The sequence below is a fragment of the uncultured Enorma sp. genome (assembly GCA_905210055.1).
Classification (GTDB): Bacteria; Actinomycetota; Coriobacteriia; order Coriobacteriales; family Coriobacteriaceae; genus Enorma.
On record CAJLVH010000044.1, the window covers coordinates 1 to 12,460 of the forward strand.

Below are 12,460 nucleotides of genomic sequence, written 5' to 3' on the forward strand. Positions count from 1 at the left end.
GGGAGCCCCAAGGCTTCGACCTCATCATGCAGAGCTCCATCCCCGCGGGCAGCGGCCTTTCATCCTCCGCCGCCGTCGAGCTCGCCTTCGGCCGTGCCATGGAAGCGCTCTGGGAGGGCGACGCCATCGACCCCGTGACACTCGCCAAGATGGCGCAGCGCACGGAGAACAACTACTTCGGCAAGCCCTGCGGCCTGCTCGACCAGCTCGCGGAAGCGCTCGGCGGCCTCGCACACATGAGCTTCGCCGACCCCGAGACCCCCGCGACCGAGAAGCTCGCGCTCGACTTCGAGGAACACGGCTACGCGCTCGTGCTCGTGAACGTAGGCAGCGACCATAGCGCCCTCACCGGCGAGTACGCCGCCGTACCGGGCGAGATGAAAGCCGTGGCCGCGGCCTTCGGCAAGGAGCGCCTCTGCGAGGTCGACCCGGCCGCGTTCGACGCGCGCGTGAACGAACTCCGCCGCGAGCTCGGCGACCGTCCGGTGCTTCGCGCCCTGCACTACTGGCACGAAAACGAGCTCGTCGCCAAGCGCTGGGCGGCGCTCCAGGCGGGCGACATCGAGGAGTTCCTCGCGCTCACCCGCGCCTCGGGCTCGAGCTCCGCAATGTATCTGCAGAACGTCTCCGTGGGCGGCGCACCCGAGCAGCCGGCGATGGTCGCGCTCGGCCTGGCGCAGCGTCTCCTCGAAGACGCCGGCGCCGTCCGCATCCACGGCGGCGGCTTCGGCGGTTCCATCCAGGCCTTCGTGCCGCTCGACCGCGTCGACGCCTTCTGCGCCGGCATGGACGGCTGGTTCGGCGAGGGTGCGTCGCGCCATTACCGCATCGTGAGCGAAGGGGCTGGTTACCAATGGCTGTAGAGAACGCCTCGCCTGCTGTGACGGGCACCGCCGTGCTCGCACAGGATATCGAAGCACTCGTGCGCTATGCGATCGGGCACGGCATGCTCGCGCCCGAAGACGGCATGTGGGCATATAACGCCGTGCTGGAAAGCGTGGGTGCGACCGGCCCCGCGGCGAGCGGCGCATCCGACCTGCTCTCGTGGGCATATCTCGTCTCCCCCACCCGCGGACTGCCCACACCGGATGGACCTACGAGCCTCTTCGTCTCGAACGACGAGTTCGACCTCGAGGGAACCATCGAGCGCATCGCGGCGGCAGGCATTGCGAATGGCTGCGACGAGGATACGCCCTCGGGTGCGGATCGCATCGCCACCCGCGTCATGGGCCTCATCATGCCGCGTCCGTCCGAGGTCGAGCGCGCATTCGCCGAACAGTACGAACTCGACGGTGCCGAGGCCGCGACCGACTGGTTCTACCAGCTCTGCTGCGACGCCCGCTACGTGCGCACCGCCGCCATCGCGAAGAACATCGGCTGGACGACGCCCACGCCCTGGGGCGAACTCGAGATCACGATTAACCTCTCCAAGCCGGAGAAGGATCCGAAGGCCATCGCCGCCGCCGGAGCTGCCCCTGTGGGCGAAGCCTACCCCGCCTGCCAGCTCTGCATGGAAAACGAAGGGTACGGCGGCCGCGGTGCGGGCGCACCCCATGGCGCCCATCCGGCGCGACAGAACCTGCGCATCGTGCCCATTACACTCGGCAAAGAGCACTGGGGCTTCCAGTACAGCCCGTACGCGTACTTCTCGGAGCACTGCATCGCCATGAGCGCCGAGCATCGCCTCATGCACGTCGATCGCGAGAACATGGCGCGTCTTGTGGACTTCGTCGACCTCTTCCCTCACTACTTCGTGGGCTCGAACGCAGATCTGCCCATCGTGGGCGGCTCGATCCTCTCGCACGACCACTTCCAAGGCGGACGCCATACGTTCCCCATGATAAAGGCAGCCGTGGAGAAGACGTTCGAGATCCCCGGCTTCGCAGACGTACATGCCGAGGTGCTACGCTGGCCGCTTTCCGTGCTGCGCCTCACCGCGGCCGACCGCGAGACGCTCCTCGATGCCGCCGCGCACGTGCTCGACGTGTGGCGCGGTTGGAGCGACGAGGAGCTTGGCATCATCGCCGAGACGGTCGAGGACGGCGAGCCGGTGCGGCATAACACCATCACGCCTGTCGCCTGCCGCGAAGCGGACGGCAACTACACGCTCTACCTCGCACTTCGCTGCAACATCGCGACCGACGATCACCCCTTGGGCGTATTCCACCCGCATGCCGAGTGGCACCACATCAAGAAGGAGAATATCGGCCTCATCGAGGTCATGGGTCTCGCGATCCTGCCGCCGCGCTTGGTGGAGGAGCTCGGCGCCGTACGGGAGCACCTGCTGGCTGGCGACGACTTGGCCGCACTCGAGGCAGATCCGCTCACCGCCTCGCACGCAGCATGGGCAGCCGAACTGGCAGCGGCGCACCCCGAGCTTTCAGCAGAAAATGCCGAGGAAATCATACGCGCGGGCGTGGGTGAGGTCTTCGGCCACGTGCTCGAGGATGCCGGTGTCTACAAGTGGGACGACGCCGGACGCGCAGGGCTGCACCGGTTCCTCGCCGCACTGTAGGGGCACGCCGGCTCAACGAGGGGCGCATTCCGCATACCGACCAAGATCCGGGCAGAATATGGCGTGTGTTCTTGCGAAATAAGCAGAACACACGCCATTTCTTGCCTAGATTTCTTCGAAGGTGGAAATCTTGCGGTGCAGGGTTGCGCGAAGCACCGTTTCCACGTAATATTATCGGTCGCGGGTCATCGCGCCCGTACCTGACCGCCAGCATAGCTCAGTTGGTAGAGCACCGCTCTCGTAAAGCGGGGGTCATCGGTTCGAGTCCGATTGCTGGCTCCAGTGATATGAAAACGCCCTCGGCAACGAGGGCGTTTTTGGTATCGGGGTTCGCTTTCGCTGCCTGACTCCCGCCGCTGCCCCGAAGCACGAATCAAAAGCGTCGCATAACTCGATGGTCAACCTCAAATTCGAAGGCGACCCCTGAGTTATGCGACGCTTTTTTGAACCGCAGAAGCCCCATGCTAACGTTGAGCAGCAGCCTCACATCTGGCTCCAGCGTATCACGTACCCTTTAGGCATACACACCGTAGAGCTCGATGTCCGCATCGGCGAAGAGCGTGTTCGCGAACTCCGTCCACGCCTGACTCATGCCGGACGCCTCGGTCGCGTACTCCTGGTACGCCACGTAGTAGGCGATGATTGCCTCCTCGTACGAGGCGGAATCCGCTGTGAAATCCATGCCCTCGAGCGCCAGGTAATACGGGCCGTCGGTCGAAGCCCAGGTACCCGCCTCGGCATCCCACTCATCGCCCGCGAGCTCGATGATGTACTGCGCGTACTCTGCCGAGCGCGTGCTTGTATCGCCATCGGCAGGCTGCTCGGGTTGCTCGGGAACGGTGGCGGTGACAGCAGGGACGACCTGGTTGTAGAGCTTTTCGATCTTGGCGTTGTCGCGCGAGATCTGCTGCGCCTGCTCCTCGGTCACACCGTTTTGCGCGGCGAGCGTCGCGTAGTCCGACGTGCCATAGGTATTCTCGGCATACGCAGCGACCTCGTCGTCCGTGACCTCGATGCCGCGGGCATCGGCCTCGTTGAGCAGGATCTCCGTGCGCACATAGGCGATGAGCGTCTCCGCGGAAGGCGTGTTGTAGGTACCGTCCTCGTTCTGGACGGTCTCGAGGCTGTACTGGCTCTCGATCGCCTCGCGTGCGGAGATGTCGTGCTCGGAGCCGTTGTAGCTATACGAGGCGACAAGCGAGTCGAGCTGGTCTTCCGTGAGCACGGCGGTGCCAGCGCTCTGCCCAGCCGCGCCGAAGCCGCCTTTACCGATGAAGTAGCCGCCGATCCCGGCAACGAGAATCGCGATGACGAACATCGCGATAAGATACGGCCGCTTGCCGAAGGACGCGCCTTCGTCCCCCTCGTCTTCAGCATCCTCATCCTGGGGATTGACGTTGCTGACGCCCATCTCGTCCTGTTCGGCCTCATCGTCCTCGGCGACAGGCTCGTCGGCGGTCTCCGTGTCTTCCGAATCCTCCCGCTCGATGACCTTGACCTCGCTTTCGGGCAGATCGTCGGGCACATCGGAGCGCTCGATCACCTCGATGCCATCGATGTACTCGTGGTCGCCTTCGAGCTCGTCTTTATTCACGATCAATCCCATGGTTCTCTATCCCTTCATTCGAGCGGATACGCGGCAGCGCGAGCGCGTTTACTCCTCCTCGTCGTCGATATCATCGTCCTTCGGGACGACACGCGCGCGCTTCTTGGGAGCCTCGAACTTGAAGCGCTTGGCAAGCATGTCGTAGATCTCGCGCGAGCGTGCCTTAAGGTAGCTGCCCTTGCCGTTTTCGGCATCGAACTGAAGACGACCGGCAAGCTCCTCGGCAACGTCGCCAGCAATCTTTCCCTGAGCGAACTCATGCAGGTAGCCAAGCATATCGCGATACTCGAGGTCGCCGTGGTAGCACTGGATGGCCTCGTCGATGATCGGCCACACCTTCTTGGAGCGACCGCGTTCCGTCGCTCCCCAGGCACAGAGCAGATGGAAGGCAGAAAGGCGGAGCGTGGCGGATAGCTCGTCGAACAGCGCCGTCTCTGCACCCTCGAACGCAGCGCCGATCTCCTTGGCGTGATCGGGGACGAGCTCCGCGAGCGCATCGAGCACCTCCCAGCGCGTCTGCGCCTCGGGGCGGTAGAGAGCATCGATGAGCTCGGCGACATGGGCGTCGAGGATCTTCGGTTCGCGGCGCGCCAGGAGCGCCAGCACACGAGCGGCGAACTGCCGGGTACGCCGGCTCGAGCTGCTCAGATCCTCGATGAGGGCGTCGAGCGCCGCGCCATCCCGCTCGATCTGCTCGAGCTTCTCTGCCTCTTGCGGGTCAAGTTCCTGTTCCGTGGTCTCTGCCATAGATGTTTACCTCTTCTTGCGTTTTCCAGTAGCCGAATGCCGCGTGCGGGAATCTGCCTTGTCCTGTGCGCCGGACGCCTTGCCCGAAACGGAAATGAGATCCGGAGCGGCCTCTCCCGTGCGCGTCCTGCGGCGACGGGCTTCACCCGTGCCCTGGGCAGCGGTGTCGCGGTGCGCCTTGTTCACATTGAAGAACCGGTCGACAAGTTTCCACGGGCCGCTCGATTCGCCATAGCCCATCTTAAGGCCCGTGATCCAACCCGGCAACAAGCCGAGGGGTATCGCGTAGAGCATGACCGGCCATGCAACGAGCCCGACCGCAATCACGCAGCCCGCGATCGCGGCGAGGTTGTACAGCCAGTACTCCCGAGCCGTCACGGCGCGCTTGCCTGCCCAGTTCCCCAGCAGAAAACCGATGTAGACGCTGAAGAGCAACAGCAGGACGAAGCAGATAATGAACGCCGGGCTGTCCATGCGCGCTTACTCCTCGTGGTTGCCGTGGCAGCAACCATGCTCACGGTGGCCATGGCCCTCGCCGTGGCAGCACTCATGGTCCTCGCCGTGCTCATGATGGCCGCAACCGCAGCCTTCACCATGCTCGTGATCGTGATCGTGGCCGCAGCCGCACTCGTCGCCCTGCTCCTGGGTGTAGAGCGACCAGTCGAGGCCAGCCGCCGCGGCGTCTGCTTCCTCGGCATAGAGCAGGGTGATGGCCTGTGTGCCCAGCTCCGCGCCGCCGATGGCATCGAGCATGTCATAGAGGCCGTAGGCGGTATCCGCGCCGGGGAGCGCGATCTCGTAGTCCTCGGCCTCCTGAAGCGCCAGGCCGATATCCTTGATGAAATGCTTCACCATGAAGCCGGGCTTCCAGTCGCCCTCGAGCGCCTTGGGAGCGAGCTGCTCCATGGCGCCAGATTTGCCCGTGCCCGTAAGGATCATGTCGCGCGTGAGCTCGAGGTCGAGTCCGGCCTGCTGCGCATACGAGAGGGCGTCGGCCATGCCGACCATCGACGCTGCAAGCGAAACCTGGTTGGCGAGCTTCGCCGCCTGACCCTTGCCCGCGCCGCCGAAGCAGAAGATGCGCGAAGTGAAGGTGGAGAGCAGCTCGCGCACGGGCTCGATATCGCGCTCGGTCGCGCCGATGATCGCGGTAAGCGTACCTGCGATGGCGCCCGCCTGACCGCCCGTCACGGGGCAATCGAACGCGGTGCGCTCGCTCACGGCGGCAGCACCGGCAATATCGCGCGCGAGCGAGGGAGCGCTCGTGGTGAGGTCGATGAGGATGGCACCGGGCTTCGAAGCGGTAAGCAGGCCGTCGCCCGCAAGGTAGAGCTCTTCGACGTCCTCGGGAAAACCGACCATCGTGAAGATGACATCCGCACCCGCGGCGGCCTCGGCGGGCGTCGCGGCGAGCGTGGCGCCGCGCTCCACGAGCGGACTGGCCTTGGCCTGCGTGCGGTTATACACCGTGAGCGGGTAGCCCGCATCGAGGATGTGGCCGGCGATGGGCGCGCCCATGATGCCGGTGCCAATAAAGGCGACCTTCTGCTTCTTATCTGTCATGATGCAACTCCTATGCTCGAAATGTAAAATTACCCCAGGGTTTTTAACATGACTCATTCAAACGGTGCCCCAGGTGCCGCAGATTGCCCCGAAAGCGAAGGGCATAGGCCTTGGGGCCATGCCCACACGCTTGAGGGGCAAGGTGCGGTACCTGGGTGCCGTTAGCTGCGAACCTTCTGGGCGATACGATCCGTGAGCGTCATCTTCTCCGCACGGTTCTTGCCCCAGAAGATGACGGCGACCATGCCCGGTCCCACGTGGGCGCCGATCGTCGGGCCCACCGCGCCGCGGATGATCGTGAGGTCGGCGCAACCGTCTTCCTTGCGAATCGCAGATTCAAGCCAGTCCGCATCCTTCTCGGCATCGGAGGAAACGATGGTCATCGGCATGGAGGGATCGAGGACATAATTCTCCTTGAACGCCTTCGCGAGCCCCTTGAGCGCCTTCTTGCGGCCACGGCTCACGCCCGTAAGCGTGAGCGATCCCGCGAGGTCGAAGGAAAGGCTCGCCTTGATGTCGAGCTTGCTCGAAATCTGCGCGGCAGCCGGCGGGATGCGTCCACCCGCGGCGAGGGAATCGAGGCTGTCGAGCGTGAAGTAGCCGTGCACGTAGGTCTTCGCCTCGTCCGCCCACTTCGCGAGCTGCGCCGCCGTGAGGCCGGCCGCGCGCTGGCGGATGGCCTCGAGCGCCAGGAGCTCGCCGCACGAACTGGGCAGCGCATTGTCCACCACGTAAAGCTCGAAATCCGGATACTTCTCGCGCACCTCGTCGGCTGCGATGCACGCATGCTCGTAGCTCGAGGAGAGTGCAGAGGTGAACGCGAGGTACACCGTGGGCGTGCCCTCTTCGGCGCACTCAGTGAAGTACTCAAGGTAGCGGCCGACGGAGATCGCCGCCGTCGACGCCTTCACGCCGGAACGGATCTGGTCGTAGAACCATTTCGGGGTCATGGACGTCCAGATATCGTCCGCTCGCTCTTCGCCGTCCAAGATGAAGGGAAAGCCGAGGATGTCGATATCGAGCGTCGCCGCGATCTCGGGCGTGAAATCGCAGCAGGTATCGACCGCGATACGGCAGCGGTGCGCATACCCCTCTGTTGCAGCGGTGGTCATCAGCCAATTGCCTTTCTCAAAAAAGCGGCCACCCACATGGATGGCCGCTCGCCTACATGCACGCAGTAGACCGTATTTTACTCGTCAAGCGACTCTATTTTGGGCTTGATGATGCCATATCCACCATTCTTACGGTGATAAACCACATTGATGAGGCCGGTCGTGGCGTTTTCAAACACATAGAAGTCGTGTCCCAGAAGATCCGTCTGCACGAGCGCCTGCTCTTCGGTCATCGGCGTGATCTCGATAACCTTCTCGCGAACGAGCTGGTTGTCCTCTTCCTCCGGGATGAGGAGGTCGGCCAGGTCCTCGACGCGCGGCGCCGGCGCGACCTCGGCGGCAGAGGGACCCTGCTGGCGGTTATCGACGACTTTCGTCTTGAATTTACGAAGTTGGCGCGTCACCTTGTCCGCCGCGATATCGATCGCGGCATACATGTCTGCACCGTGCTCCGCCACGCGGATGACCGAACCTCTCGCGCGAACCGTGACCTCGACGATCGCGGGCTCGGCGATGGAGGGGTTCTTCTCGTAGCGGAGCACGACGTCGCACGTCATGGGCTCGATGTCGAACACCTTGAGCGCTTCGCCGATCTTCTCTTCAACATGCGAGCGCAGGGCATCGGTTACCGTGGTCTTTCGGCCGGAAACCTTGATATCCATAAGCACTCCTATCTAGCCGGGAACAGTACGTACCGTGTTTGTACCCAAACTCAGGAGATGCATGACGCACGCGCGCAAGAGAACGCGCTCGCGCCGTTTGTCGAAATGAGACCACCGTCGGCCGAAACCCCGAAGCGATGCGCTCAAGACAGATGGATCAAAGTTGAGCGATTCGCAATGTCCTAGTAGTCGTTGATGTCGCTGTGGTCTTCCTCGCCGGCTTCGGTATCTTCGTCCGAAGATCCGGACTCCTCGGCAATGGTGACACCCGAGATGAGCTCACTCGACAGGTTAAGCGGAAGGTCGCCATACCACATCACGTGGATCGCATCGAGCGTGCCGTCGCCCGACATCTCGTCAAGCGCCGCACCCACCGCATCGGAAAGCTCGGTTGCCGAGGAGTCGTAAGCGATGCCATAGGATGTTGAGGCGCTGATCGTGCCCGCGAAGTAGACGCCCTCGTACGTGCGAGCCAGGTATGCGCCGGCCGTCGCGTCGCACGCAACGTAGTCGACCTCGCCGGCGGCGAGCGCGTCGAAGCAGTCGTTCACGGTATCGTAGGTGCTATCGGTGGCGATCCCTATGCGCGCGAGCGCCTCCTGTGATGCCTTTCCTCCCTGCACGCCGATTGTTGCCTGCGCGAGGTCGTCGGCGGTAAGGGCTTCCGAGGAACTCCCCCCTATTCCGAAAATCGCCGTGGCATTCTGCAGATACTCGCCGAGCACCACGATGCCGTCCGACTGGTCGCGCGCGGTCGCGCCCAGATAGATATCCGCCTCACCGGATTCGATCGCGTCTTGCGGAGAGACCGAATGGACGATGGCGAGCTTGAGACCGAGGGAGTCGGCAAGCTCCGAGGCGACATCGATGGTGTACCCCACGTAGTAGCCGTCCTCGTCGATCATCACCTGCGGCAAGTCGCCCGTATCGAGTGCGACGGTAAGGGTTCCCGGCTGAACGAGCAGTGCGTCATCGACCACCTGCTCGGGCGTCTCCTCTTCCGCCTCGGAAAGCGGGGGCGTGCCGAACGAGCACCCGCCAAGCACGCACGCGAGCACCGCAACCATAAGACCGGCCGCGCCGCGCTGCAGCCATCCCTTCAATCCGTCCGTCATGAACCGACCACCTTGCTACCATGGCGCCGCGAGGCACCGACTACGTCTGCTCCGCTGCGCGAACGCGAGCGGTGAATATGCGTTGTCCCCCAGCTGACCTGGTCTTTTCCCCCACACCTGCGCACTGGAGCGTTTGCTCGGCCGCCGCAGCGGCGTCACGACTTGCCCGCTCGCCCGCGGGGCGGAATACCCCTGGCAACGGACGGTGCGACTTACCTCTAGGACGCGCCATGATCGCGCATGCGCGCACGCATGCACTTACGTGGGTCCTTTCGACCGCGTCTGTCTTGGACTAGGATGCGCGAGCGCATCGGCAACCACAGCCTGAGGGGACGCGTTTTAGTATACAACACGTTCGCGAGCTGCGAGAAGTTGAGCACAGGGCGATATCTTCGTTGTAACCTGCGAAATCTTGCAGCGGTTCTGTCGGCACTGGGGATTACAATGAAGGCAACATATCGGCTGCTTCGAGAACGGGAGCCATCATGAAGCAGGTAGGGTTCATCGGCCTAGGCATCATGGGAAAGCCCATGGTGAAGAATCTCTTGAAGGCCGGTTGCGCCGTGATGGTGTCCGACCTGAACCAAGCTGCGGTCGATGAGCTCGTAGAGACGGGCGCCACCTCGGGCAGCTACGCCCAGATCGGCGCAGTCTGCGACATCGTGTTCACCATGCTCCCCAACGGCGACATCGTGCAGTCCGTGCTCTTCGGCGAAGACGGCGTCGCCTCGGCGCTCACAGCGGGCAAGATCGTCTGCGACATGTCGAGTGTGACCGCCACGCAGAGCACGACCTGCTACGAGAAGCTCAAGGCACTCGGCGTCGGCTTCATGGACGCGCCCGTCTCCGGCGGCGAGCCGGGAGCGGTCGAGGGCACGCTCGCCATCATGTGCGGCGGCGATGCAGATGTATTCGAGGCGCTCCAACCCTATTTCGACGTCATGGGGTCGAGCGCGCTGCTCGTGGGACCCAGCGGCAGCGGCAGCGTTTGCAAGCTCGCCAACCAGATCATCGTCAACCTGAATATCTGCGCCGTGTCTGAAGCGCTGGTGCTCGCTACCAAGGCGGGCGCCGATCCCCTGAAGGTCTACCAAGCCATTCGCGGAGGACTCGCCGGCAGCGCCGTGCTCGACGCGAAGGCGCCCATGATGTGCGCGCGCGATTTCAAGCCGGGCGGGAAGATCTCCATCAATCACAAGGACATCAAGAACGTGCTCGCGACCGCCCACGAGATCGACGTGCCCCTGCCCTTCACCGCGCAGCTCTTCGAGGTGCAGCAGGCGCTCAAGGCACACGGCCATATGGACGACGACCACGGCGGGTACGTGCGGTACTTCGAGGCGCTCGCCGGCGTCGAGGTGAAAAGCAACCGGTAGCGCGCGGCAAGCCGTTGTCGATAGCACACCGCTCGGCGTGAACGCCCCCATCCGATACGAGGAGACACGATGATCATGCCCGTTCAGCCCCTTCAGCCCCTTCCCGTTGAAGTCCTCGATTCCTATCCTGCCGTCGACGAGGCGGCGGTCGACGCGCTCCTCGCGCAGGAGATCGCAAAGGACCCGCATAAGATCGTCGTGCTCGACGACGACCCAACCGGCGTCCAGACAGTTCACGACGTCTCGGTCTACACGGATTGGAGCCCAGAAAGCATACGGACGGGCTTTACCGAGGAAGGCAAGCTGTTCTACATCCTCACGAACAGCCGTGGCATGACACGAGACGAGACCACCGCAGTGCACCGTAAGATCGGCGCACGAATCGCGAGCGTCGCGCGCGAGGCCGCCACGCCCTACGTCATCATGAGCCGCAGCGACTCCACGTTGCGCGGCCATTACCCACTTGAAACGGAGCTGCTGCGCGAAGCTATGGAAGCCGATGGCCTCACCGTCGACGGCGAAGTCATGTGCCCGTTCTTCAAGGAGGGCGGCCGTTTCACCATCGGCGACGTCCATTACGTGCAGCAGGGCGGCCAGCTCGTGCCCGCAGCGAAAACGGAGTTCGCGCTCGACAAGACCTTCGGCTACACCCATTCCTCGATCCCCGAGTACATCGAGGAGAAGACCGACGGGCACTTCCGTGCCGAAGACGTCGTGTGCATCTCCCTCGACGACCTGCGCTCCTGCGACGTCGACCGCATCGAGCGCCAGCTGCTCGACGTGACGGGCTTCAACAAGGTCTGCGTGAACGCGATCGACTATTGCGACATCAAGGTCTTCGCGGTGGCGCTCTACCGTGCTATGGCACAGGGGAAGACGTTCCTATTCCGCACGGCGGCGGGCCTAGTCAAGGTGCTGGGCGGGGTATCGGACATTCCCCTGCTTACCCGCGAGGACATGGTGACCACCGAAACCCAAAACGGCGGGATCGTGGTGGTAGGCAGCCATACGCAGAAAACGACCGCGCAGCTGGAAGAGCTCCTGCAACTTGATTGCACGGTTCCCGTCGCGTTCAACTCCGACCTCGTGCTTCAGGGCGACGACGCGTTCTATGCGGAAGTCGCTCGCTGCGTGGCACTCGAGGAAGAGGTCGTCCGCGCCGGAAAGGTCGCGGTGTGCTTCACGCGTCGCGAGCTGCTCGAGGTGCCGAACGACACGAAGGAAAGCGCACTTTTGCGCAGCGTGAAGATCAGCGACGGCGTGCAGCGGCTCGTGGGTCAGCTCGGCGTCGCGCCCGCGTTCGTGATCGCAAAGGGCGGTATCACGTCGAGCGACGTGGGCACGAAGGCGCTCGGCGTGAAGCGCGCAAACGTGCTCGGGCAGATTCAACCGGGAATCCCTGTATGGCAGACGGGCGCGGAAAGCCGCTTCCCCGGTATGCCCTATGTCATCTTCCCAGGTAACACCGGCGACGAAACGACGTTGCGTCGCGCCGTGGAGATCCTCACCGCGAAGTAGCGCACCATGAGGCGCAACGGATTCGCACACGTGCGATACGCCTCCAGCATCTGTGGTGGGCGGTCGTTAGGCAACGCGCGACCACCGGCTACCACACGCGCGCGAAGGCGAGCGCGTCGACGTGCGCGGCTCCGGCGGCGTGCAAGGCAGATGCGGCAGCGCGCATGGTCGCCCCGGTGGTGATCACATCGTCGAGCAGCAAAAGACGCATGCCTGCGACCGGCTCCACCACCTCGTAGACATCGC

At 63.7% G+C, this 12,460-nt stretch carries 12 protein-coding genes and 1 tRNA gene; 5 read left to right on the forward strand and 8 right to left on the reverse strand.

Annotation, left to right across the window (positions count from 1 at the left end; genetic code table 11):
- The 3 genes from QZ079_RS04465 to QZ079_RS04475 form a co-directional block, all read left to right on the forward strand.
- On the forward strand, positions 1–863 hold an 863-nt coding region (locus QZ079_RS04465), incomplete at its 5' end, for a galactokinase (RefSeq protein WP_297035601.1).
- The gene (locus QZ079_RS04470) at positions 854–2,515 is read left to right on the forward strand and encodes a UDP-glucose--hexose-1-phosphate uridylyltransferase (protein WP_297035604.1); all 1,662 of its coding nucleotides are present in this window, start codon (positions 854–856) and stop codon (positions 2,513–2,515) included. The genes QZ079_RS04465 and QZ079_RS04470, both read left to right, overlap by 10 nt.
- Before the next feature lie 206 nt (positions 2,516–2,721).
- Positions 2,722–2,797, forward strand: a tRNA-Thr gene (locus tag QZ079_RS04475).
- A gap of 232 nt (positions 2,798–3,029) precedes the next feature.
- Here the strand turns inward: QZ079_RS04475 and QZ079_RS04480 are convergent.
- From QZ079_RS04480 to QZ079_RS04510, 7 genes are all read right to left on the reverse strand, one after another.
- Positions 3,030–4,121 (reverse strand): hypothetical protein, encoded by a 1,092-nt coding sequence (locus QZ079_RS04480; RefSeq protein ID WP_297035606.1) that lies wholly within the window; start codon positions 4,119–4,121, stop codon positions 3,030–3,032.
- A 48-nt stretch (positions 4,122–4,169) separates the two neighbouring features.
- Positions 4,170–4,868, reverse strand: a complete 699-nt coding sequence (locus QZ079_RS04485; RefSeq protein WP_291288963.1) for a hypothetical protein — start codon at positions 4,866–4,868, stop codon at positions 4,170–4,172.
- Between the two features lie 6 nt (positions 4,869–4,874).
- Positions 4,875–5,342: a hypothetical protein gene (locus QZ079_RS04490; RefSeq protein WP_297035610.1), complete on the reverse strand. Its 468-nt coding sequence runs from the start codon at positions 5,340–5,342 to the stop codon at positions 4,875–4,877.
- A gap of 6 nt (positions 5,343–5,348) precedes the next feature.
- Entirely contained in the window at positions 5,349–6,431 is a 1,083-nt protein-coding gene (locus QZ079_RS04495) for an NAD(P)-dependent oxidoreductase (RefSeq protein WP_297035613.1), read from the reverse strand.
- A 161-nt stretch (positions 6,432–6,592) separates the two neighbouring features.
- Positions 6,593–7,543, reverse strand: a complete 951-nt coding sequence (locus QZ079_RS04500; protein ID WP_297035615.1) for a DegV family protein — start codon at positions 7,541–7,543, stop codon at positions 6,593–6,595.
- Positions 7,544–7,620: 77 nt separating this feature from the next.
- Entirely contained in the window at positions 7,621–8,205 is a 585-nt protein-coding gene (gene raiA, locus QZ079_RS04505; RefSeq protein ID WP_291288959.1) for a ribosome hibernation-promoting factor, HPF/YfiA family, read from the reverse strand.
- A gap of 182 nt (positions 8,206–8,387) precedes the next feature.
- Entirely contained in the window at positions 8,388–9,320 is a 933-nt protein-coding gene (locus tag QZ079_RS04510) for a transporter substrate-binding domain-containing protein (protein ID WP_291288958.1), read from the reverse strand.
- A gap of 485 nt (positions 9,321–9,805) precedes the next feature.
- On the opposite strand from QZ079_RS04510, the gene garR reads away from it, so the two are divergent.
- Together garR and QZ079_RS04520 are read left to right on the forward strand one after the other, a co-directional pair.
- Positions 9,806–10,696, forward strand: coding sequence for a 2-hydroxy-3-oxopropionate reductase (gene garR / locus QZ079_RS04515; protein WP_297035620.1), 891 nt, complete (start codon positions 9,806–9,808; stop codon positions 10,694–10,696).
- A gap of 69 nt (positions 10,697–10,765) precedes the next feature.
- On the forward strand, positions 10,766–12,214 hold the full coding sequence (locus QZ079_RS04520; RefSeq protein ID WP_297035623.1) for a four-carbon acid sugar kinase family protein: 1,449 nt from the start codon (positions 10,766–10,768) through the stop codon (positions 12,212–12,214).
- Positions 12,215–12,302: 88 nt separating this feature from the next.
- Here the strand turns inward: QZ079_RS04520 and QZ079_RS04525 are convergent, their stop codons facing one another.
- Positions 12,303–12,425: a phosphoribosyltransferase family protein gene (locus tag QZ079_RS04525; RefSeq protein ID WP_297035626.1), complete on the reverse strand. Its 123-nt coding sequence runs from the start codon at positions 12,423–12,425 to the stop codon at positions 12,303–12,305.
- Between the last annotated feature and the right edge of the window lie 35 nt (positions 12,426–12,460).